The sequence below is a fragment of the Polynucleobacter sp. 80A-SIGWE genome, assembly GCF_018882295.1.
Taxonomy (GTDB): Bacteria; Pseudomonadota; Gammaproteobacteria; order Burkholderiales; family Burkholderiaceae; genus Polynucleobacter.
The window spans coordinates 673,363-695,643 of the sequence record NZ_JACVOR010000001.1 but is presented as its reverse complement, the minus strand read 5'-3'; the positions used below and the strand labels follow the sequence as shown (position 1 = coordinate 695,643).

General features: G+C 47.2%; 19 protein-coding genes, 1 tRNA gene and 1 pseudogene. 16 read left to right on the top strand and 5 right to left on the bottom strand.

The features are described from left to right. Positions 1-21: 21 nt before the first annotated feature. The 3 genes from lptF (at position 22) to ICN25_RS03655 (ending at position 3,292) form a co-directional block, all read left to right on the top strand. Positions 22-1,137 (top strand): LPS export ABC transporter permease LptF, encoded by a 1,116-nt coding sequence (lptF, locus tag ICN25_RS03665; protein WP_216179091.1) that lies wholly within the window; start codon positions 22-24, stop codon positions 1,135-1,137. Next, a complete protein-coding gene (lptG, locus tag ICN25_RS03660) occupies positions 1,134-2,288 on the top strand; it encodes an LPS export ABC transporter permease LptG (RefSeq protein WP_216179089.1) in 1,155 nt (384 codons plus the stop codon). The genes lptF and lptG overlap by 4 nt, the downstream gene beginning before the upstream one ends. A gap of 62 nt (positions 2,289-2,350) precedes the next feature. Continuing rightward, on the top strand, positions 2,351-3,292 hold the full coding sequence (locus ICN25_RS03655; RefSeq protein WP_216179087.1) for a CysB family HTH-type transcriptional regulator: 942 nt from the start codon (positions 2,351-2,353) through the stop codon (positions 3,290-3,292). A gap of 42 nt (positions 3,293-3,334) precedes the next feature. On the opposite strand, the gene ICN25_RS03650 is transcribed toward ICN25_RS03655, so the two are convergent. Next, a tRNA-Leu gene (locus ICN25_RS03650) sits at positions 3,335-3,419 on the bottom strand. 141 nt (positions 3,420-3,560) lie between these two features. On the opposite strand from ICN25_RS03650, the gene ICN25_RS03645 reads away from it, so the two are divergent. The 9 genes and pseudogenes from ICN25_RS03645 to galE all read left to right on the top strand — a co-directional run bounded on the left by ICN25_RS03645 (position 3,561) and on the right by galE (position 11,303). Next, the gene (locus tag ICN25_RS03645; protein ID WP_215334600.1) at positions 3,561-4,280 is read left to right on the top strand and encodes a YebC/PmpR family DNA-binding transcriptional regulator; all 720 of its coding nucleotides are present in this window, start codon (positions 3,561-3,563) and stop codon (positions 4,278-4,280) included. A gap of 48 nt (positions 4,281-4,328) precedes the next feature. Beyond that, positions 4,329-5,606 (top strand): phosphoribosylamine--glycine ligase, encoded by a 1,278-nt coding sequence (gene purD / locus ICN25_RS03640; protein WP_216179085.1) that lies wholly within the window; start codon positions 4,329-4,331, stop codon positions 5,604-5,606. A gap of 66 nt (positions 5,607-5,672) precedes the next feature. Further along, on the top strand, positions 5,673-6,584 hold the full coding sequence (hemF, locus tag ICN25_RS03635; protein WP_216179583.1) for an oxygen-dependent coproporphyrinogen oxidase: 912 nt from the start codon (positions 5,673-5,675) through the stop codon (positions 6,582-6,584). Between the two features lie 10 nt (positions 6,585-6,594). After that, the gene (locus tag ICN25_RS03630; protein ID WP_370624689.1) at positions 6,595-7,290 is read left to right on the top strand and encodes an adenylyltransferase/cytidyltransferase family protein; all 696 of its coding nucleotides are present in this window, start codon (positions 6,595-6,597) and stop codon (positions 7,288-7,290) included. Positions 7,291-7,344: 54 nt separating this feature from the next. Continuing rightward, positions 7,345-7,731: pseudogene (gene rsfS / locus ICN25_RS03625) on the top strand (ribosome silencing factor); the annotation flags it as partial. 13 nt (positions 7,732-7,744) lie between these two features. Further along, positions 7,745-8,188 (top strand): 23S rRNA (pseudouridine(1915)-N(3))-methyltransferase RlmH, encoded by a 444-nt coding sequence (gene rlmH / locus ICN25_RS03620; protein ID WP_216179081.1) that lies wholly within the window; start codon positions 7,745-7,747, stop codon positions 8,186-8,188. Between the two features lie 7 nt (positions 8,189-8,195). Beyond that, a complete protein-coding gene (locus ICN25_RS03615) occupies positions 8,196-8,819 on the top strand; it encodes a nucleoside triphosphate pyrophosphatase (protein WP_216179080.1) in 624 nt (207 codons plus the stop codon). Continuing rightward, positions 8,816-10,279 (top strand): ribonuclease G, encoded by a 1,464-nt coding sequence (gene rng / locus ICN25_RS03610; RefSeq protein ID WP_216179079.1) that lies wholly within the window; start codon positions 8,816-8,818, stop codon positions 10,277-10,279. Before ICN25_RS03615 ends, rng begins: the two co-directional genes overlap by 4 nt. A gap of 19 nt (positions 10,280-10,298) precedes the next feature. Then, positions 10,299-11,303 (top strand): UDP-glucose 4-epimerase GalE, encoded by a 1,005-nt coding sequence (gene galE, locus ICN25_RS03605; protein ID WP_216179078.1) that lies wholly within the window; start codon positions 10,299-10,301, stop codon positions 11,301-11,303. Here galE and msbA read toward each other — a convergent pair. Then, the gene (msbA, locus tag ICN25_RS03600) at positions 11,300-13,063 is read right to left on the bottom strand and encodes a lipid A export permease/ATP-binding protein MsbA (protein ID WP_216179077.1); all 1,764 of its coding nucleotides are present in this window, start codon (positions 13,061-13,063) and stop codon (positions 11,300-11,302) included. The genes galE and msbA overlap by 4 nt on opposite strands. 10 nt (positions 13,064-13,073) lie before the next feature. On the opposite strand from msbA, the gene ICN25_RS03595 reads away from it, so the two are divergent. The 3 genes from ICN25_RS03595 to ICN25_RS03585 are packed head-to-tail and all read left to right on the top strand — an operon-like array spanning position 13,074 to position 15,792. Then, the gene (locus ICN25_RS03595) at positions 13,074-13,835 is read left to right on the top strand and encodes a glycosyltransferase family 2 protein (protein WP_216179076.1); all 762 of its coding nucleotides are present in this window, start codon (positions 13,074-13,076) and stop codon (positions 13,833-13,835) included. Then, positions 13,832-14,614: a glycosyltransferase family 2 protein gene (locus ICN25_RS03590; RefSeq protein WP_216179075.1), complete on the top strand. Its 783-nt coding sequence runs from the start codon at positions 13,832-13,834 to the stop codon at positions 14,612-14,614. The genes ICN25_RS03595 and ICN25_RS03590 overlap by 4 nt, the downstream gene beginning before the upstream one ends. 20 nt (positions 14,615-14,634) lie before the next feature. Continuing rightward, the gene (locus ICN25_RS03585; RefSeq protein WP_216179073.1) at positions 14,635-15,792 is read left to right on the top strand and encodes a glycosyltransferase family 9 protein; all 1,158 of its coding nucleotides are present in this window, start codon (positions 14,635-14,637) and stop codon (positions 15,790-15,792) included. A gap of 30 nt (positions 15,793-15,822) precedes the next feature. Here ICN25_RS03585 and dnaE read toward each other — a convergent pair whose 3' ends face one another. Beyond that, positions 15,823-19,449, bottom strand: a complete 3,627-nt coding sequence (gene dnaE / locus ICN25_RS03580; protein ID WP_216179070.1) for a DNA polymerase III subunit alpha — start codon at positions 19,447-19,449, stop codon at positions 15,823-15,825. Between the two features lie 15 nt (positions 19,450-19,464). On the opposite strand from dnaE, the gene gluQRS reads away from it, so the two are divergent. Then, a complete protein-coding gene (gene gluQRS, locus ICN25_RS03575) occupies positions 19,465-20,418 on the top strand; it encodes a tRNA glutamyl-Q(34) synthetase GluQRS (RefSeq protein WP_370624688.1) in 954 nt (317 codons plus the stop codon). Here the strand turns inward: gluQRS and ICN25_RS03570 are convergent. Continuing rightward, the gene (locus ICN25_RS03570) at positions 20,405-21,823 is read right to left on the bottom strand and encodes a DEAD/DEAH box helicase (protein WP_216179068.1); all 1,419 of its coding nucleotides are present in this window, start codon (positions 21,821-21,823) and stop codon (positions 20,405-20,407) included. The genes gluQRS and ICN25_RS03570 overlap by 14 nt on opposite strands. Before the next feature lie 6 nt (positions 21,824-21,829). Next, positions 21,830-22,234, bottom strand: coding sequence for a heme-binding protein (locus ICN25_RS03565; protein WP_216179580.1), 405 nt, complete (start codon positions 22,232-22,234; stop codon positions 21,830-21,832). Positions 22,235-22,281 lie beyond the last annotated feature (47 nt).

Sequence of the window (22,281 nt, the reverse complement as noted above, 5' to 3'; positions counted from 1 at the left end):
CAGCCAATTCATTATCTATTCATGATTTTTCACCAAGCCCTTCGCCGCGAACTCAGTTTTACGACTGGTGGTGTTTTTTTGGTCTTGGTAACCATCATGATTACCACGCTGGTCATCCGAATTCTGGGCTTTGCAGCAAATGGCGCAGTAAATCCAGAAGATGCCCTAGTTCTCATAGCGTTAGCGACTCTTGGCTATATGGCTGTATTACTCACGGTCTCTCTATTTGTGGCCGTCTTAATTGTGCTGGTGCGTTGGTACAAAGATTCCGAAATGATTGTTTGGTTTGCTAGCGGCCTCAGTATTGCCAGCCTGATTCGACCAATCCTACGTTTTGCAACACCCCTCATCATCATCATCGCCCTATTGGCCCTCTTTGTTTGGCCTTGGGCTAATCGCGAATCCACCCTGATTAGCCAAAGATTTCAGCAGCGCAGTGACGTTTCCATGGTTGCCGCTGGTCAATTTAGAGAGTCAGCTAAAGCAGAGCGCGTGTTCTTCATTGAAGAACTGGATGTCGATAAAAGTGAAGTTAAAAATATCTTCGCTGCAGAAACTAAGAATGGACGACTGAGTGTCGCTGTTGCCGCAACTGGATTTATTGAAAATGCAGAGGGCGGCGGAAAGTCGATCGTCCTCAATAATGGTCGCAGGTATGAGGGGTTGCCCACGCAACCAGACTTTAGGATCCTAGAGTTTTCCGAATACCTTACCAATGTTCACAACAAGGAATCCCTAGAGCCACCACCTCGCGATCGCGAAAAGACAGTGGGGGAACTCCTCAATACAAGTGAACCTTGGTTAATAAATGCCAATAGAGCAGAGCTTTTATGGCGTATTGGCTTACCGCTCATGGCATTGGGCTTGGTGTTAATTGCCATTCCACTTGCCTACGTCAATCCAAGATTGGGGAATTACACTGCGATGTTTTATGCCGTGCTGATTTACCTAATCTACAGCAACCTTCTCAACCTCACACAAAACTTTGTGTCGCAAGGGAAAGCAAATGTTTTTGTAGCGGCTTGGCCCATACATACACTCGCTTTTGTAATTGCATTTTTACTCATTCGCAATCGCATCAACCCTTCACTCAAGTGGTGGCGCCGTCAACTTCCTTCATTCTTGGCCAATAGATGAAATATCTATTTCCCTACATCTTTGAGCGCTACTTAGCTAGGCAGATCTATGCTGCCTTTGGCTTTATTCTATTTGCCTTGGTGGCACTGTTTTTATTTTTCGACATCCTCAGCGAGCTTGGTTCGGTTAAGGGCCAATACACTCTGCCATTAGCGCTCCTGCATGTTTTATTAAAAGCCCCAAGTCGCATTTCCGAAATTATTCCAATCGCTGGTTTGATTGGGAGTATTTATGTATTTGCAATGCTAGCAAGTCAGTCCGAGTTCACAATCTTGCGCATTGCTGGATTGGATATACGCAGAGGCTTAACTACTCTGGCCAAAATTTCATTGCCACTAATTGTTCTGACGCTAGTCATGAGTGAATGGCTAGGGCCTTATACCGAAAATCTGTCAGAGCAAATTCGCATGAAGGCTTTAGGCTCATCCTATAGTTCGCAATTTAAAACTGGGGTTTGGGTAAAAGATCGCTTACGAGATGAAGATGGTAGTGGGCCGATTAGGCCGGGAGTTCGTTATGTCAACGTTGGCAAGATTGAGCAAGATAACGAAATCAAAAATATTCGCATGTATGAATTTGATGATGCGTATCGCCTACTCTCTATTCGTAGCGCAGTATCCGGACGCTTTGATCAAACGGGTACCTGGATTCTGGATGATGTTACCGAAACTCGCTTTAAAGAAACTAAGCAGAGCGATCCGCTCAATCCAGTCTATTCGGCACAAACCTTCGTGCATCCGATTGTTAGCTTAAATTCTGAAGTCACGCCTCAAATATTAAGTGTACTTTTGGTAAGCCCAGAAAAAATGTCGATCTTTAGTTTGGGGCGCTTTATTTCCCACCTAAGAGATAACAAACAGGATGCTCAGCGTCACTCTATCGCGTTCTGGAAAAAAGTTATCTACCCATTTACGATCTTCGTCATGCTGGCCTTAGCCCTGCCGTTTGCCTACCTCAAGGTACGTGCTGGTAGTGTCGGCATCAAGGTATTTGGCGGCATCATGCTAGGCATGAGCTTTCAACTCTTTAATTCACTCTTCTCTAATGTTGGACTCCTTGGCTCTTGGCCCACACTACTGACCGCTACAACACCTCCATTGCTGTATTTCATCTTGGCGATTGTGGGTTTACGTTGGGTATCTAGGGCTTAATACCTCAAAATCATATAGAATCTCATTCATATATCGCAGTTGATATAAAGAATGGAATCCATATGAATCTTCACCAATTTCGTTTTGTTCGCGAAGCCGTCAGACAGAACTTCAACCTGACTTCGGCCGCTAAGGCACTCTTCACCTCCCAACCCGGAGTCTCTAAGGCCATCATTGAGTTAGAAGATGAATTGGGCGTGGAAATATTCCGACGCCACGGTAAACGCATTCGCTCGCTCACCGAGCCAGGTAAACGCATTCTCGCCTCGATTGAGCGCATTCTGGATGAAGTAGAAACTTTAAGACGAGTTGGTAAAGATTTTGCCAGTCAAGATCAAGGTAACTTTGTGATTGCAACTACTCATACGCAGGCGCGTTACGCATTGCCAAAGGTGCTCACTGAATTTACTAAACGCTTTCCAAAGGTTCGGGTCAGTATTCAACAGGGAAGTCCGGGTCAAATTGCAGAGTTGCTAATTCATGATCGCGCGGATATTGCAATTGCAACGGAAGGCATTGCCAATACCCCTGGTGTACTGGCGCTTCCAGGATACCAATGGCAACACGTTGTCATGGTGCCACTGAGTCACCCTCTTCTGAATCAATCAACAATCACCTTAGAAGAGATTGCAAAGTACCCACTCATCACCTATGACAAAGCGTTTGCGGGTCGCAGCAAGATTGATGCCGCATTTGGTCAACGCAATCTCAGTCCAGACATTATTTTGGAAGCGATCGATGCGGACGTAATTAAGACTTACGTTGAAACTGGAATGGGTGTGGGTATTGTGGCTGGATTAGCCTACGATGCAGATCGAGATCGCAATCTCCGAGTGATTCCAGTTGGACACTTATTTGGCAACAATGTGACGCATTTGGGTGTTAAGCAAGGGGCTTACTTACGCTCTTTTGTGTACACCTTCATCGAACTATTCTCACCAACGCTCACCAAGAAAATTGTTGAGCAAGCCATGAATAGCGAGTCAGAAACATACGAGATTTAAGATTTAGAGCATCTCGGGGCGTAAATAACGGCCTATTTGAGATGGTGCCCCGGGGCGGACTTGAACCGCCACGCCTTGCGGCACCGGATTTTGAGTCCGGCACGTCTACCAATTCCATCACCGGGGCAGGTGTTTGCAGTGGAAAAACTGCATTGAAGCTTACTAAGAGGTGAGAGTGTAACAAAAAAGTTGTAGCACCCCCATTCTTAGCCTCAGAAGCCCTTAAAATGAGGTCTTCAAGCCACATTACTCAAAAGGACTTACCCGTATGGCCGGCCATTCGAAATGGGCCAATATTCAACACCGCAAAGGACGTCAAGACGAAAAGCGCGGCAAGATTTGGACCAAACTCATTAAAGAAATCACGGTTGCAGCTAAATTAGGTGGTGGCGATATCGCTACGAACCCGCGTTTACGCCTAGCAATCGATAAGGCAAAAGATGCCAATATGCCGAATGACAACGTGCAGCGCGCAATCCAACGCGGTACCGGTTCACTAGAGGGGGTTAACTACGAAGAGATTCGTTATGAAGGTTACGGCCTCAATGGAGCTGCGATCATCGTTGATTGCTTAACAGATAACCGTACCCGTACCGTTGCTGAAGTGCGCCATGCGTTTGCAAAAAATGGTGGCAACATGGGCGCCGAGGGATCAGTTGCTTTTATGTTTAAGCACTGTGGCCAGATGCTGTTTGCCCCAGGCACTAATGAAGATCAACTCATGGAGATCGCGCTGGATGCCGGCGCAGAAGACGTCATCACTCATGATGATGGCTCACTCGAGGTGCTCACACCAGTACCTGACTTTTCTAAAGTGCAAGACGCGCTCACCCAAGCAGGTTTAAAAGCAGAACTTGCTACAGTGACAATGCGTCCAGAAACCGAAACTGAGTTCGAAGGCGAGCAAGCTGAAAGCATGCAAAAACTTTTGGATGCACTTGAAAACTTAGATGATGTTCAAGAAGTATTTACGAATGCATCCCTGTAAGTCATCGAATTTATAAATCCCATTTATTAACTTAATTCTTAGCTCGTCATGAAAATTCTTTTAGTTGGATCCGGTGGTCGTGAACATGCATTGGCATGGAAGCTGGCTCAATCCCCACAAGTTCAAACCGTCTATGTAGCACCTGGGAATGGCGGCACTGCCACAGCGAACCAAGCTGCCGCGGGAATTGAAAATCTTCCTATCTCTGGTCTTCAAGAGTTAGCAGACTTTGCCAAGCGTGAAAAAATTCACCTCACAGTAGTGGGTCCTGAAGCCCCATTAGCAGCAGGCATCGTAGATGTATTTCGCAACAATGGTTTGCGCATCTTCGGCCCAACCCAGCTAGCTGCTCAATTGGAGTCTTCAAAAGATTTCTCTAAAGCGTTCATGAAACGCCACGGCATCCCAACAGCGGAATACCAAACTTTCTCGAACGCATTAGAAGCGCATGCTTACATTGATGCTAAAGGTGCACCGATTGTCATTAAGGCGGATGGTCTAGCTGCCGGTAAAGGCGTAGTTGTAGCCATGGATTTAGCGGAAGCGCATGCGGCTGTCGACATGATGCTTGCCGATAACAAACTTGGCAATGCAGGTGCACGCGTTGTTATTGAAGAATTTTTAACTGGTGAAGAAGCTAGTTTTATTGTGCTCGTGGACGGTAAACATGTTTTAGCTTTAGCTACTAGCCAAGATCACAAGCGTTTACTCGATGCTGATCAAGGTCCCAATACCGGCGGCATGGGTGCTTACTCCCCTGCCCCAGTTGTCACTCCAGAAATTCATGCACGCGCCTTACGCGAAGTGATCATGCCTACCGTGAAGGGCATGGAGTCTGATGGCATTCCTTATACCGGCTTCCTCTATGCAGGCCTGATGATTTCTCCCGACGGAAAGATCAAGACCTTGGAATTTAACTGCCGCATGGGTGACCCAGAAACGCAACCAATCATGGCCCGCTTGCGCAGCGATCTTGTGAATGCATTGGATCACGCGGTTGACGGCACACTCAATGAAGTGGAATTAGATTGGGATCGTCGCACCGCTTTAGGCGTAGTGCTCGCAGCCCATAACTATCCGGATACTCCACGTAATGGTGATGTCATTACAGGCATACCAGCTGACACCGAAGATCAATTGACTTTTCATGCTGGCACTAAGCTGCAAGATGGCAAGCTTGTTACCTCGGGTGGTCGCGTGATGTGTGTAGTAGGCCTATCAGATACCGTTCGTGGTGCACAACAAAAAGCATACGACGCTATTTCTAAGATCCAGTTTGATGGCATGCAATATCGGAAAGATATTGGCTATCGCGCAGTCAAATAATTAAACCAATTCTTACCACCCAATACAAAGAAATTTTCATCCTTGTCATCTGCCGAACATACTCAAATTGATATTGCAGCCTTAAAAGATTACTTTTTAGGACTGCAAAATCGCATCACTAGTGCAATGAGTGCGCTTGATGGCAAAGCCTTTATGGTGGATGCCTGGGAAAAGCCTGAAGATAGCAAGTTAAAGGGTTATGGACGTACTTGCATTCTGGATGGTGGCAATATTTTAGAAAAAGGTGGTGTGGGATTCTCACATGTCCGCGGCGATCAAATGCCGCCTTCAGCATCGCACCATCGCCCAGAGGTTGCAGGACGTAGCTTTGAAGCCATGGGGGTTTCCTTGGTCTTTCACCCAAACAATCCTAAGGTACCCACCACCCATATGAATGTGCGCTGTTTTATTGCGCAAGCTCCCGACAAAGAGCCTGTCTGGTGGTTTGGTGGTGGTTTTGATCTCACGCCCTATTACGGCGTTGATGAAGATTGCAAACACTTTCATCAAACAGCAAAAGATGCCTTGGATCCTTTTGGTGAAGATCTATATCCACGCTTCAAAAAATGGTGTGATGAATATTTTTATCTAAAGCATCGTGAAGAGCCCCGCGGTATTGGTGGCGTCTTTTTTGATGACTTCAATGGCCTTGGTTTTGAGCAAAGCTTTGCCATGACGCGCGCTGTTGGTGATGCGTTTATCGATGCTTACTTACCGATTGTGGAGCGTCGCTACAAAGACAGCTATACTGCTGAAGAAAAAGCATTTCAAGAATACCGTCGTGGTCGCTATGTGGAATACAACTTGATATTCGACCGTGGCACCATTTTTGGCCTGCACTCGGGTGGACGCACGGAGTCAATTCTGATGTCCATGCCACCGGTAGTTCAGTGGTGGTACAACTGGCAACCAAAACCCGGTACGCCAGAAGCCAAGCTCTACGACTACTACCTTAAGCCACGTGACTGGCTAGCCTAACTTGAGCTCAGTGCATTTGAATACTTCAAAAAAAATTGGCATCTTGGGTGGTACGTTTGACCCGCCGCATCTTGGTCACCTTAAGCTAGCTACGCATTTTGCAAAACTTCTACATCTTGATGCCTTGTTGCTAATACCTAGTGGTGAGCCTTGGCAAAAAGATACTGGCATCACTCCTGCAGAAATCCGCTTACAACTTACCGAAGCAGCAGGAATTGATTTAGCGAGAGCATTCCTCTATTTACAAATCCCCACTCAAATTGGCGTAGATCGCATCGAAATTGATCGCGCAGGTCCGAGCTATGCAATTGACACCGCAAGAGCTCTGAGAGAGCGCTTTGGACCTGATATCAACCTAACTTGGTTAATGGGGGCCGACTCCCTTCTAAATCTCCCCTCCTGGAACTCTTGGGATCAATTACTAGGCTTTGTGAATTTCGCAGTAGCCAGCAGGCCTCACCATGAGATTTCTGCGGACAGGAACCCTGAAATTGAGGTCTTACTGGCAAATCATCAATGTACGGACCCAGACACCCTTGAAAAAAGCCGATTTGGCCGCATCTATCTAGATAACAGTCTTTCAGTAGACCTTTCATCAACCGAGTTGCGAAATCAGCTTAAAAGCACTTCTCGTAGCGCCATTGCCTCCGAGCATATTCCGTCTCACGCCTTAGAAATCATCACAAATCTAGGTCTGTATAAGTAATCAGGCTAAGATCACCCCTATATACAAAAATCTCAGAAAAATATTAAAGAAACTATGGACTTAACTAAATTACAACGCGTCGTGATCGATGCCCTGGAAGATGTCAAAGCGCAAGATATTCGTGTTTACGACACCACTAAGCTCAGTGAGCTATTTGATCGCGTGATCATTGCCACCGGCACCTCCAATCGCCAGACCAGATCTTTGGCAATGTCAGTTAAAGAGGCCGTCAACGCTAAAGGCGGCGAAGTCATCTCAGTCGAAGGTTTGGAGACTGGTGAGTGGGTGCTCGTCGATTGCGGCGATATCGTGGTTCATATTCTGCAACCCGCACTGCGTGCTTATTACCAATTAGAAGGTATGTGGGGCGCTAAGCCGGTGCGCGTCAAATTAGCGGCTGACAAGGGCCTTGTGAAAGCAAGCGAACCTGACGACGACGAGTAATGCTTTAGTAATGCGTTTAACGATTGTTTCTGTTGGCCACAAAATGCCAGAATGGGTTGCAACTGCAACCCATGATTACATTAAGCGCATGCCTGCTGATTGCAGCATTGAAATCAAAGAGATCAAACCTGATCTCACTCCAGCCAAAGAAGCTATAAAAATTGCAGCCGCCATTCCGAAAGGCTCTCGCGTCATTGCGCTTGATGAGCGCGGCAAAGATCAAACCACACAAAATCTAGCTACGCAGTTAGCAAACTGGCGTCAAGAAGGATTTGACATCACTTTTTTAATTGGTGGTGCCGACGGACTTGATGCCAGCCTCAAAGAAAGCGCACAAGCCATGTGGCGCCTCTCAAGCCTAACCTTGCCCCATGCTATGGCAAGAGTACTGTTGGTCGAGCAGCTTTATCGAGCTTGGACTATTTTGCAGGGTCACCCCTATCACCGCGAGTAAGCCATTGATGTTTTCTTATATTTATCTTGCATCACAAAGCCCACGACGCCAAGAACTACTCAAACAAATTGGCATCCAGTTTGAAATGCTAATTGCGGCACCAGGTGAAGATACAGAGACCCTTGAAGTACCCCTACCCAATGAAAAAGCCCGTCAGTATGTTGAGCGGGTTACTTTTGCCAAAAGCGCGATTGCATTAGCAAGATGGCAAAACAGCGGTAAACCTTGGGCACCTATTCTGTGTGCAGATACCACCGTCAGTTTGCCAAGTAACCCCGCCGGTGAAATCCTCGGAAAACCGAACGATGCTGCTGATGCCGCACGCGTTCTAAATATGCTCAGCGGCAAAGTACATGAGGTACTTACTGCAGTTGTTCTCACCATCGATCCCCAAACTAACCCCCTTTGTTTGGTGCAAGTATCCGAAGTGGAATTTGCCCACTTAACTGAAGCGCAAATTGATAGCTACATTCAGAGTGGTGAGCCCTTTGGCAAGGCTGGGGCATATGGGATTCAGGGTCTTGGGGGAGCTTTTATTCCCTCAATAAAAGGCAGCTATAGCGGTATCATGGGCTTACCCATCTTCGAAGTTAACCAATTACTGGATTTCGCTAAAGTTACCCGCATATGAATGAAGAAATTCTGATCAACATCACACCCCAAGAAACACGGGTAGCATTAATTCAGCAAGGTGCCGTTCAAGAGCTACAGATTGAGCGCACGCGTCAACGCGGCATCGTCGGTAACATCTATTTAGCTAAAGTAGTACGTGTACTACCTGGCATGCAGTCCGCCTTCATTGAGATCGGCTTAGAGCGCACTGCATTTATGCACGTTGCCGATATCACTCAAAACAATCCTCAAGCTCAAATTGAAAAGCTGCTCTTTGAAGGGCAAAATGTTTTGGTCCAAGTACTTAAAGATCCTTTGGGAACTAAAGGTGCACGCCTTACAACCCAACTCAGTATTGCTGGCCGAAACTTAGTTTATCTACCGCCAGCCGGTACCGATGCAGCCACCGAGAAATATATTGGCGTATCCCAAAGAATTGATCAGCCGGAAGAGCGCGAAGCAATTAAGGCGCGCCTTGCTGGCTTGATGCCGGCCGATGAAAAAGGCGGAATCATTGTGCGCACCAGCGCGCAAGATGCCAGCGACACCGAACTTGAGCACGACATGCATTACCTACGAACCACCTGGGAGAAGATTCGAGAAGCAGTAAATCACAAGGCTGCCCCTAGCCTGCTTTACCAGGATCTTAGCTTGGCTGAGCGCGTATTACGTGATGTTGCTGGTGAAGAAACCACCCAAATCCGAGTCGACTCAGCCGAGAACTTTGAAAAGCTCAAAGGTTTCGCTACGCTCTACATGCCCAATCTCCTAGATAAGCTCACACTCCATCGTGGTGAGCGCGCCCTATTTGATTTATTTGATGTGGATGCTGAAATCAATAAAGCCTTGGGTAGGAGAGTCGACCTCAAATCAGGCGGCTATCTGATGATCGATCAAACAGAGTCAATGACTACGATTGATGTCAACACCGGAAGTTACGTTGGTGCACGCAATCTAGATGACACCGTATTTAAAACCAATCTTGAGGCTGCTCAGGCGATTGCTCGTCAACTCCGTTTACGCAATCTTGGCGGCATCATCATCATTGACTTTATTGATATGCTGAGCAAAGACCATCAAGAATCCGTTTTGCACGAACTTAATCGCAATTTAGAACGTGATCATGCTCGGACTTCAGTAAGTGACTTTTCCTCATTGGGCTTGGTAGAGATGACGCGCAAACGTACTCGAGAATCACTCGCACACATCACTTGTGAGCCTTGCGCTACCTGCCAAGGCAAGGGTGAAGTCAAAACAGCGCAGACTATTTGCTACGAGATTTTGCGAGAGATTGTGCGAGAGCATCGCCAATTCAATCCTCGTGAATTTAGAATTGTGGCTGCACCCGATGTAATCGACCTCTTCCTTGAAGAAGAAAATCAATTCTTAGCGCAGTTAGGCGACTTTATTAGCAAGCCTATAAAGCTGCAGGCTGAAGGTAGCTTTCGTCAAGAGCAGTACGATATCGTTCTAAGTTAATTATCCTTACGAGGCTCTTTTGAATATTTTACTTACTGGCGGCATGGGTTATATCGGCAGCCATACAGCACTCCTCTTGGCAAATGCTGGTCATCAGGTTCATATTTATGACAATCTTTGTAATAGCAACATCGGCACTTTAGATCGAGTACAGAAAATTTGCTCTAAGAGCATTGGATTTACAGAAGGAGATGTTCGAGATACCGAAAAACTCACCAAAGTTTTGCGTGATGCAAAAATTGAGGCAGTGATTCATCTTGCTGGATTAAAGGCTGTCGGCGAGTCGTCCCAAAAGCCGATTGAATACTATGCAAATAATGTACAAGGCAGCATTAGCCTAATACAAGCAATGCAAGCGGTTGGGATTAAGACTCTAGTTTTTAGCAGTAGCGCCACTGTTTATGGTGATCCAGTTTATCTGCCCTACGATGAAGACCACCCCACCAGCCCAACCAATCCCTATGGTCGCAATAAACTCCAGGTAGAAGAAATACTAAGGGATCTAAGCACGAGCGATAAAGAATGGAAAATTGCCTGCCTCAGATACTTCAACCCAGTTGGCGCCCATGAATCAGGACTTATTGGTGAGGACCCCAATGGAATTCCGAACAATTTGATGCCAGTTATTGGGCAGGTTGTAAATGGAAAGCTGCCAGTACTCAATATTTTTGGAGATGATTACGACACCCCAGATGGCACAGGTAAGCGCGACTACATCCATGTCATGGATTTGGCTGAAGGCCATCTAGCTGCGCTCATCTGGCTTCAGAACAATGCTGGGTGCCATACCTTTAACCTAGGTAGCGGTGATAGCTATAGCGTTCTGGATCTCCTACGTCACTTTCAAGAAGCTAGTGGCCATAAAATTCCATACAAGATAGTTGGTCGACGCCCAGGCGATCTTCCGGAGTACTACGCCAAGGCAGATAAAGCAGAGAAAGTCCTGGGGTGGAAAACCAAAGAGAAGCTATCGGATATTTGCAATAGCTCCTGGCTTTGGATCAAAAACTCTAAAAAGAATTAAGCATTCGAAAACTGGATGCGATGCAAGTTGGCATACAGGCCATCCTTAGCAATCAATTCTTCGTGTGAGCCATTCTCAATCACACGACCATGCTCCAGCACCACAATCCGATTGGCATGCTCAATTGTCGATAAGCGATGTGCAATTACCAGAGTGGTTCTGCCTGCCATCAAACGTTCTAAAGCGTCCTGCACCTGACGTTCAGATTCAGAATCCAGAGCGGAAGTTGCCTCATCCAAGATCAGGATAGGTGCATCTTTATAAATCGCTCTCGCAATCGCTAAACGCTGACGCTGGCCACCGGATAAACGATTGCCGTTATCACCAATCTGCGTATCAATACCTTCAGGCATTTCCTTCATGAGCGCAGATAAATTTGCCGCCTCAAGCGCTTCCATCACACGTCCTCGGTCGATACCCTCTGGGCCTACCGCACCATATGCAACGTTAGCTGCAATGCTGTCATTAAATAAAATGACATCCTGACTTACAAAAGCAATTTGCTTGCGTACATCCGCCAGAACAATATCCTCAAGAGGAATATCGTCCAGGAAAATTTGACCATGTGTTGGTTTAAAGAAACGTGGGAGCAAATTGACTAGAGTGGATTTACCGCCACCAGATGGGCCAACAAAGGCAACCACTTCACCAGGCTTGATATTTAAATTCACGCCTGTAAGCGCATCTTTGCGCCCAACCTCTTGCTGATAAGAGAAGCCAACATCCTCAAATCGAATTCCGCCTTTAGCCTTACTTAAGGACTTCATATTCTCTTTGCGGGATTCGTCCTCTTCAAAAGGTTGATCCATGAGCGAGAAAATCATCTCTGAAGCAGTTAAGCCGCGCTGCAAAGGCTGATTAATATCCGCCAAATGTTTAATCGGTGAAATCACCAACATCATGGCAGTAATAAATGAGGCAAAACCACCCACCGTAGTGCCTTCAGAGGACGACTGCATCAAGGCAATGACCAATACAATTGAAAGCGCCATAGAAGCAATGAGTTGCGTAATGGGTTGATTCAGTCCGCCAGCAACTGCTGACTTCAAAGCAAATTGGCGTAAGCGGTCAGCCTTTTCCATAAAGCGACGCATCTCATACTCTTCTGCGCCATGCACTTTCACAATCTTGTATCCAGCGGCAGATTCCTCAACGATATAAGCAAGCTCGCTGGTCATTGTTTGCTGCTCACGATTGAGTGAGCGCAAGCGTTTATTAATTCTGCCAATAATTAACGCGATGACTGGGAAAATCATTAGCACTACTAAGGTAAGTTGCCAATTTAGATAAATTAAATAGCCAATCAACCCAACGACCGTAAGAGAATCACGCACCAGACTGATCAACATTGAGCCCATAATTGAGAGGGCGTTGTTGACTTCAAAAACGACTGCATTAATCAAGCTTGATGCGGAGTTCTTTTGGAAGAAAGTGGTGCTTGAATGCAGTAAGACCTTAAACATCTGCAAACGCATCTTTAGCAAAACCGCATTGATGACGCGATTCAGAAGATAGCTAGATAAAAATTGCGCCATTCCTCGGACAAAAGCCAATCCGACCAAGAAAACCGGCACCTGCCAGAGCTTGTTATCCATCTGTCCAGTGAAGCCGCGATCTAACAAGGGCTTCATCAGCGCAGGGATGGAGGTTTCAGCGCCAGCTACTAGCGCCATAGCTAATAAAGAGCCAATAATTAAGCCAATATGGGGCTTGAGGTACTGAATTAAGCGATTTAGTGCGATTCGGTCTTGAGCATTCATATAATGAATTATGCCCACCTTATCCGTCATACTCATCACTCGCAATGAAGAGGCCAATTTGGCCGATTGTCTGGCCTCCCTAGAGGGGATTGCCCAGCAAATTGTGGTGGTTGATACCAACAGCAGCGATAGCACCCTAGAAATCGCCAAAAACCACGGGGCAGTCCTTAGCCAACCAGCTGATTGGCCTGGATTTGGCCCCCAAAAGAACCGCGCCCTGGACTTAGCAACAGGTGAATGGGTTCTCTCCCTGGATGCTGATGAGCGCCTCACCCCGGCCCTCAGAAGTGAAATTCTGACCGCTATCAATCACCCCGCTCACGTCGACTGCTTTGCGATTCCACGCTTATCTTGGTATTGCGGCCGCTTTATTCGCCATTCTGGTTGGAGTCCCGATTATGTAGACCGGTTATTTAAGCGCGGTACTGCCCGCTTCTCCGATGACCTCGTGCATGAGCGCCTGATCCCAAGTGGACAAGTAGCGAGGCTAGAAAATTCCATGCTGCACTTCAGTTTTATGAACTTTTCACAGGTTCTACAAAAAATTGATCGTTATTCAACAGCATCGGCTGAACAGGCTTTTGCTAAGGGAAGGCGAAGCAATCCCCTTAAAGCAATTCTGCACGGCATGTGGGCCTTCATCAGAACCTACTTCATTAGAGCGGGATTTCTGGATGGTTATCAGGGACTTGCTTTAGCCCTCTCAAATGCTGAAGGTAGTTACTACCGCTACATGAAAATTTGGCTCATTCAAAACCAAACAGAAAAATGAAGATCAGCGTCATCGTTGCAACTTACAACAGAATCGATGCCCTCGATTTTGTTTTGCAATCCCTCGAAACTCAAACTGACTCCAACTTTGAGATCCTTATTGCCGATGATGGCTCAAGACCGGATACCAAAGACTTTATTGATTCGTTTAAGCTCAAATCTAAACGGCAGATTAAGCATGTCTGGCATGAAGATTTAGGATTTCGTTTGGCCCTCATTCGCAACCTTGCAAGCGCAGAGGCTTCGGGCGAATACTTCATATATCTAGATGGGGACTGCGTAGTGCAGCCCGACTTTGTAGCACAACATCGAACGCTGGCAAAAAAAGGTTGCTTCATTACCGGCAGTCGAGTCTTACTCAATGAAGCTTTAACAAAAGATATTCTTTCTTGGCCCCGCTGGGACTTCAATAAATTTTCCAGTCACTTGTTAAGCTATCGACTATCGGGCGGCGTCAACAAGTATTGGCCAATCAAAATCAAGTTGGGTGATGGCACCTGGCGTGATTACAAGAAATTCGTCTGGCGACGCATTAAGGGCTGCAATCTAGCCTGCTGGAAAGCAGATGCCCTAGCCATAGGTGGCTTTGATGAAACCATGACGGGTTGGGGTCATGAAGATGCCGATTTTGTTTTCAGACTACAAAACAGGGGTTTGATTCGTAAATCTGGATCGTGGTCCACTGAAGTACTTCACCTCTACCACCGCATGAATGATCAATCCAATGCCGCAGAAAATGCGCGTCGCGTTCGCGAAAAAATTCTGGCTAAAGCCCAGTAGGATTGAGTTACATTAACTCCATGACTGCATTCTCAGCGCTAAAGCCGAAAAAAGTTTTATTTATTGCGACTCGCCAAATTGGAGATGTCCTTGTCACTACACCGTTAATTTCACAAGCACGTGAACTGTGGCCTGATGCTGAGTTTCACTTCTTGGGTCATCGCGGTAAGCTCGACATGCTCAAGGGTAATCCTGATATTGCTCAGACAATCGAAACTTCAGACCACCCCAAACTCAAAGAATATCTTTGCTTATTTTTTAGACTCTTTCAACGTTACGACTTAGCTGTAGTTACGCAACCGAGCGATCGCGCCTATTTCTATGGCTTAGTAGCAGCTCATCAACGCGTAGGCGTGTTGGGTGGCCATCCTCAAGGCCTCACAGAGCAAGATAAAACCAAAAAAAGTAAAAGTGATCAACAAAACGTCTGGAAAAAGGCTATCAGCTTACATACAGTTGATGTGGATTATTTTGCACAACATGTCATTACCGAAAAGCTTCGCCTCCTCGAGATCTTTTATCGGAATCCACTGGAATTATTTAAAAAACCAGTCTCAGTAACAGCCCCAGCTGGTGATCCCATTACCCCAAGCATTGCTGCTCAACTTCATTCTCCCTATGTAGTGGTTCATCCCGGACCTTTAACCGCTTATAAGCGCTGGCCGCTGGCTTATTGGCAAACATTGCTGACATGGATTACTAAACAAGGCTGGCAAGTGGTGCTGAGCGCATCCCCTGCTAAGCAAGATCTTCAACTCAATCAAGATATTCTTTCATTGCTTGATGAGGAAACCCGTAAGCATGTGGTTGATACTACGGGTCTACTTACTATCCCACAGGCGGGCACCCTGATTCGTGGAGCGATAGCTTATGTTGGGGTCGATACCTCGATCACCCATCTTGCAGCAGCATGCAACACGCCTACGATTGCCCTATTTGGTCCAACGCCACCTACCAACTTTGGCCCATGGCCAAATGGCTTTATTGGCGCACAACCCTATCAATTAAGAGCTCGCTCGCAGACAGTTGGTAATGTCACGATTTTGCAAGGGCCTGGTGAATGCGTCCCCTGCCGCAAAGCAGGTTGCGAAGACCGCGCAAGCAGTAATAGCGAATGCTTGGATCACTTGGAACCAAATCAAGTAATTACAGCACTTCAAGCCGCTACAAATAAATAACGAACTCCGTATAGTTTTACTGCCGCCGATTTAGTGGTACTGAACCTGAACGGTATTGGATTGCTTGGCAGCCAAAATTTGATTCAAGCCATGCAAGCAAGCATCATCAGGATAGATGCGCAACTCTTCTGGGAATTGCATCAGACAGGCACCACCACTGGTAGTAACTGCGGCCGTAAGCATTAAACCTTTGAGGCCTTCACTAGCGCTTGGCATAGAGGCTGCTGCAGGCCCTAACTTAGGATCCCGCACACGATTACTCATTAAGTAGGGTCCGATTTGGCTACGTAAGGATTTGAGATCAATCGCTGAATCGATCGATAGATGCACGTTGCGCGCAAAACGCATGCGGGCACCCGTAATATCCATCACTGCCTCCGACACGATCCGCATCCCTCCAGAAAACTTATCTGGCGTAACGTTTACCTTAGCTACTAGCAACTCGTCTTCTTTAAGCCAAGAGCGATTCGGTTCATAGACTTCGCTATAAAGAGTCACCTCAATTGCAGCAGTGCCATCATCAATGGTTGCAATCATCATACGGCCACGCTGACCAGTTAGCATACGAGCAGAAGTAATAATGCCGGCGATCAACTGATCTTTGCCCTCAGTCACCTTAGACAATGGCTGGCGAATAAAATGCGCAGTCTCGTCACGATAGGCGTCAAACATGTGGCCAGTTAAACAGAGCCCTAGAGCGCTTTTCTCATCCTGTAGGCGCTTCTTCTCAGACCAGACTGGCTCGCGTACTAACTCGGGTAAGTGACGATCCTCTTCGCCTGCCACCTCAAACAAACTCACCTGATTGATTGAGGCTTCTGCTTGTTCTGCCGCCTCAATTGCACGCGCCAAAGAGGCCAATAAGGTAGATCGAATATCGTAAGGATTGCCACCGGCAGGAATGGAGTCTTTGTACAAACCATCAAAAGCACCGGCACGCATCAAAGCCTCAATCGCACGACGGTTCACTTGCCGACGATCGACGCGGGCACAGAAATCAAACAGATCTTTAAACGGACCACCCGCCTCACGTGCCTTCACGATTACTTCAATCGCCGCCTCACCAGTACCCCTCACTGCACCTAAGCCATAACGAATATGACTGATCGGAGAATCCGGGGCAGCATCTGGCGCACGCAATGGTGTGAACACATAAACACCAGTATTAATATCAGGCGAGAACACGCGAATATTATTTGCTAAACAATCGTCATACAGAATCTTCACCTTATCGGTGTCATCCATTGCGAGCGATAAGTTGGCTGCCATAAATTCAGCAGGGTAGTAGGCTTTTAACCAGGCAGTTTGATACGCTAGGAGCGCATAAGCGGCAGCATGGGATTTATTAAATCCATAGCCTGCAAAACGCTCCATTAAGTCATAAATCTCGTTGGCCTTACCTTCGGTAATACCACCCGCTTTTGCGCCATCACTAAAAATCTTGCGATGCTGCGCCATCTCTTCAGGCTTCTTCTTACCCATCGCACGACGCAACATGTCTGCGCCACCGAGTGAGTAGCCGCCGATCATCTGAGCCATCTGCATCACCTGCTCTTGATAGACCATGATGCCGTAGGTTTCTTGCAGAACCGGCTCAATACGCGGATCTGGATACTCTACTTTCTGACGCCCATGCTTACGTTCAATAAAGTCTGGGATCAAGTCCATTGGACCTGGACGGTAAAGCGCGACGAGCGCAATAATGTCTTCGAAGCGGTCAGGCTTGGCCTCACGAAGCATGCCTTGCATGCCGCGACTTTCTAGCTGGAAGACGGCGACTGTATTAGCATTCTTTAAAACTTCAAAAGCTTTTTGATCATCAAGAGGGATTTCACCAATATTCCAATCTTTACGATCAGCATGTAATGTCTTAATCCATTTTTCAGCAGCCGCCAAAATCGTCAGCGTTGTTAGGCCCAAGAAGTCAAACTTTACTAAGCCGATTGCCTCAACGTCATCTTTATCAAACTGACTAATGACGGAGCCACTCTCTTGATCTTTAGAGTCTTTTGCTTCTTGTGTATATAGCGGGCAAAAATCAGTTAAACGGCCAGGAGCAATTAATACGCCACCCGCATGCATACCGACGTTGCGGGTCATACCTTCTAACTGTTGAGCAAGCGATAGAAGCTGACGTACTTCATCTTCATTTTTTTCGCGTTCGCCTAATTGCTTCTCCTCCTTCTTCGCCATTTCAATAGTCATGTACTGACCTGGCTTATTTGGAATCAACTTAGCAATACCATCAACGAAGTTATAGCCCTGCTCGAGTACACGACCCACGTCACGAATGGCTGCGCGCGCAGCCATTGTTCCGAAGGTAGCGATTTGACTGACCGCATCTTTTCCGTACTTATCTTTTACGTACTGAATAACGCGATCGCGCCCATGCTGACAGAAGTCAATATCGAAGTCGGGCATTGAAACTCGCTCAGGATTGAGAAAGCGCTCAAAGAGCAAGTTGTAGCGCAATGGATCCAGGTCAGTAATGCCAAGTGAATAAGCAACCAAAGATCCAGCTCCAGATCCACGACCTGGGCCTACTGGTACACCATTATTTTTTGCCCAGTTAATGAAGTCCGCAACAATCAAGAAGTAACCTGGGAAGCCCATTTGAGCAATCGTCTTCACCTCAAACACGAGGCGCTCGTGATAACGCGCCTCTTCCTTGGCGCGCTCTTCTGGATCAGGGAAGTTGCGCTCCATGTGGCGCTTCAAGCCAATCTCCGATTGCTGTAATAAATAATCGTCGAGCGTAATACCAGGTGGTGTTGGGAAATCCGGTAAGCGTGGCTGACCCAAGGTTAAGGAAAGATTGCATCGCTTAGCAATCTCTACTGAATTAGCGAGTGCAACAGGCAAATCTGCAAAGCGCTTTTCCATCTCCTCTTGAGATAAAAAATATTGCTCTTCATTAAATTTTTTGGTGCGACGAGGATTACCCAAGAGCTCACCTTCCGCAATACACACGCGCGCCTCATGAGCTGTGAAATCACTGCGTTGCATAAACTGCACAGGATGCGTAGCAACGATTGGCAAATCCAATTCACTCGCTAAGTGACAGGCAAGCTGCAACTGCTTTTCATCCTGAGGATGACCGCCACGTTGAACTTCTATGTAAAAAGAATTTGGAAATAATGTTGCCCAGCGCTTGGCGGCGTCTTTAGCTTGATCCTCTTGACCAGCCAACAGCGCAGAACCAACATCACCCCAACGTCCGCTCGAGAGCGCAATTAATCCGTAGGCCAACGTTCTTTTTACAGCCTTATCTTCAGCTTTGGAGGCAGGCTCACTAAACCATTTGGGATCCACTTCAGCACGACCACGTGTCTGATTTTCTAGGGAAGCCTTACTCAACAACTGGCATAGATTAAGGTAACCAGAATGGTTTTGAACCAAGAGTAATAGACGATAGGGTTGATCTGGGTCCTGAGGATTGCTCACCCAAACATCCGCGCCCGCAATTGGCTTAATTCCACCAGAGCGTGCGGCGCTATAAAAACGAACCAAACCAAATAAATTACTTAAATCGGTGAGCGCTAAGGCCCCCATCCCGTCTTTTTCGGCTGCAGCAACCGCATCATCAATGCGAACGACGCCATCCGTAATTGAAAACTCGGAATGGACGCGCAGATGAACAAAACGGGGTGAAGCCATGAGATCATTTTAGCTGTGCCGAACCTTAAAAACCCCTCATCCCCAGCCGACGGCTATCGCGGGCGCTTTGCCCCCTCGCCTACTGGCCCGCTTCATGCAGGATCGCTAGTTGCGGCCCTTGGAAGCTGGCTAGATGCCCGACAAAATCAAGGGGAATGGCTGCTCAGAATCGAGGATTTAGATACCCCCCGCTGCATTCCGGGGGCGGATCAGGAAATACTACGCCAATTGCTTGCCTGCGGCCTCACCTGGGACGAGGAGCCGACTTGGCAATCCAAGCGTCAAGAGCGCTATGAATGGGCTCTAAAGCGCTTAAATGAGCTTCAAATCGCCTATCCATGCACCTGCTCCCGGCAAAGCATTGCAAACACCCTAGAGGCTCGTGGAGTTATTACCCCTCGCAATCAAGAGATGATCTACCCAGGAAGTTGCCGCCCCCAAGAAATACCAGCCTATGGGGGTGAAAACACCCTCTCGGCTGAAGTAGCTTGGCGGCTCGCCCTCCCCCCTGATCTCGCCATTCATTTTGAAGATCTAGCCCTAGGCAAACAAAGCCAAGATCTCAATCGAGAAGTGGGAGATTTTGTACTGCGTCGTCGTGATGGCGTATTCACCTATCAACTGGCGGTAGTGGTGGATGATGCTGAACAAGGAATCACTCACATTGTGCGTGGTGCAGATTTACTCAATAACACGGCACGACAAATTCATCTTCAGGATGTTTTAGGATATTCAACACCAAATTATTTACATCTACCCCTGGTGCTAGATGAGCATGGTGAAAAGCTTAGTAAGCAAACTTTAGCGAGTGGTATTCAAACTGAGAATGCGCAACAGGCTTTACAGGAGTTACGTAAAGCTGCAGGACATTTAGGATTGAGAGATCTTCCGGACGGAAAAGATACTTCGATTGCTGAGTGGCTTTTAGCAGCCACTCAGGCTTGGGATAGAAAGATTACTTCTTCTTAAAGCCACCGAGCAAAGCACCAACAGCTGGCCTTGCGGGCGTGATGCCGACTTTTTTCTCTTCAGCATTTGTAGCGCTAGCGCTCGGCTGTGCAGCAGCACTAGGCTCATACGGCTTATAGAAAAATGGATCTGACATTTTGGCTGGCGCATCTGATCTTGATGAGCTTCTGCTCGGTGCGGAACTAGGACTACCTTCAGGCAATGGCTGCACGTCCAACTTCCGCTTCATCAACTTTTCAATATCGTCGAGCAAACGTTTTTCACTGGCATCGACCAATGCAATCGCATCGCCCTTACTGCCTGCACGACCTGTGCGACCAATGCGGTGAATAAAGTCTTCCGCATTAAATGGCAATTCATGATTAATCACACAAGGCATCGAAGGAATATCTAAACCACGTGCAGCTACGTCTGTTGCAACGAGAGCTTCAATCGCGCCAGACTTAAATGCATCCAGCGTTAAAGTACGTTCACCTTGACTCTTATCTCCATGAATCGCGCCCGCCTTAATACCATCGCGCTCCAATGAGCGAGCCAATCGAGCACAACCCAAACGGCTATTAGTAAAGATGATGCACTGGCGAGATAAGCCTTGACGCGTACGTGCTTCAAGCACTTTCACAATCGCGCGTTGCTTGTCAGCACTGGACACCATATGCACCACTTGCTTCACAGTATCGGCCGCAGCATTTTGGCGAGCCACTTCAACAGTGACTGGTGTACGTAAATAACTTTGCGCTAACTTCTTAATCTCTGGAGAAAACGTTGCTGAGAACAAGAGCGTTTGACGCTGTGCTGGAATCAAATCAATAATGCGTTGCAAGTCAGGTAAGAAACCCATATCGAGCATGCGATCTGCTTCATCCAACACCAGAATTTCTACTTGAGAGAGATTGGCTACTTTGGAGCCAATGTGGTCAAGCAAGCGGCCAGGAGTAGCAATCAAAATTTCTACACCGCCACGCAATGTGGCAACTTGCTCTTTCATATCCACACCACCATAAACCACGGCGGCACGTAAATCGGTGTGCTTGGAATAGCTCGCTGCATTTTCAGCAACTTGAACAGCTAACTCACGTGTCGGTGTCAACACCAAGGCACGGATGGGATGACGAGCAGGCGATGCACTACTACTCGCGTGACGCAGAATCTTTTGAATGATCGGCAACACAAAGGCAGCCGTCTTACCAGTACCCGTTTGGGCTGCGCCCATCAAATCACTTCCCGCCAAAACGTGCGGGATAGATTGCGCTTGAATCGGAGTTGGGGTGTTGTAACCCTGCTCAGATACCGCTTTTTGAATCTTTGGATCTAATCCAAAGTCAGCAAAGGTAATTGTTGCTGGGGTGGCGCTACTCTCAGTAGCGCCGGTAGGAGAATTTATTTCAGGAACAGTATTTGTCAAGGTAACTTACAGAATGGCTGCAATGCCGGCCTTCGCGGTTTCGGCATCCTCAGTCGATTTAACGCCGGAAACGCCGACTGCGCCGATGGTAAACCCATTTACCTCGATATTGACGCCACCTTCCAACATGCCCGAAATATGTGGGGCAGATAAAAAGGAAATACGTCCGTTATTAATAATTTCTTCGTAAACGCGGCTCTCGCGTTTACCCATTGCAGCAGTGCGTGCTTTTTCTTGGGCGATGTAAGCGGAGACAGGAGCGCAACCATCACGACGAGTTAAACCCAACACATGGCCGCCATCATCACAAACGGCGATAGTCACTGCCCAGTTATTCGCTGCTGCATGCTTATCTGCTGCATCCAAAATCTTTTGAACATCAGCCTGAGTTAAATACGGTTTAGTTGCCAACATGATTAATCTCTCTGTCTCTAATGCTATTGATATATATGGTGAAT

Excerpts from the sequence above, each read along its gene's own strand:
- rng (WP_216179079.1), top strand. The coding sequence starts at position 8,816 with ATGAATGAAGAAATTCTGATCAACATCACACCCCAAGAAACACGGGTA.
- ICN25_RS03655 (WP_216179087.1), top strand. The coding sequence starts at position 2,351 with ATGAATCTTCACCAATTTCGTTTTGTTCGCGAAGCCGTCAGACAGAAC.
- ICN25_RS03615 (WP_216179080.1), top strand. The coding sequence starts at position 8,196 with ATGTTTTCTTATATTTATCTTGCATCACAAAGCCCACGACGCCAAGAA.
- msbA (WP_216179077.1), bottom strand. The coding sequence starts at position 13,063 with ATGAATGCTCAAGACCGAATCGCACTAAATCGCTTAATTCAGTACCTC.
- ICN25_RS03595 (WP_216179076.1), top strand. The coding sequence starts at position 13,074 with ATGCCCACCTTATCCGTCATACTCATCACTCGCAATGAAGAGGCCAAT.
- ICN25_RS03590 (WP_216179075.1), top strand. The coding sequence starts at position 13,832 with ATGAAGATCAGCGTCATCGTTGCAACTTACAACAGAATCGATGCCCTC.
- rlmH (WP_216179081.1), top strand. The coding sequence starts at position 7,745 with ATGCGTTTAACGATTGTTTCTGTTGGCCACAAAATGCCAGAATGGGTT.
- purD (WP_216179085.1), top strand. The coding sequence starts at position 4,329 with ATGAAAATTCTTTTAGTTGGATCCGGTGGTCGTGAACATGCATTGGCA.
- lptF (WP_216179091.1), top strand. The coding sequence starts at position 22 with ATGATTTTTCACCAAGCCCTTCGCCGCGAACTCAGTTTTACGACTGGT.
- ICN25_RS03585 (WP_216179073.1), top strand. The coding sequence starts at position 14,635 with ATGACTGCATTCTCAGCGCTAAAGCCGAAAAAAGTTTTATTTATTGCG.
- lptG (WP_216179089.1), top strand. The coding sequence starts at position 1,134 with ATGAAATATCTATTTCCCTACATCTTTGAGCGCTACTTAGCTAGGCAG.
- ICN25_RS03645 (WP_215334600.1), top strand. The coding sequence starts at position 3,561 with ATGGCCGGCCATTCGAAATGGGCCAATATTCAACACCGCAAAGGACGT.
- dnaE (WP_216179070.1), bottom strand. The coding sequence starts at position 19,449 with ATGGCTTCACCCCGTTTTGTTCATCTGCGCGTCCATTCCGAGTTTTCA.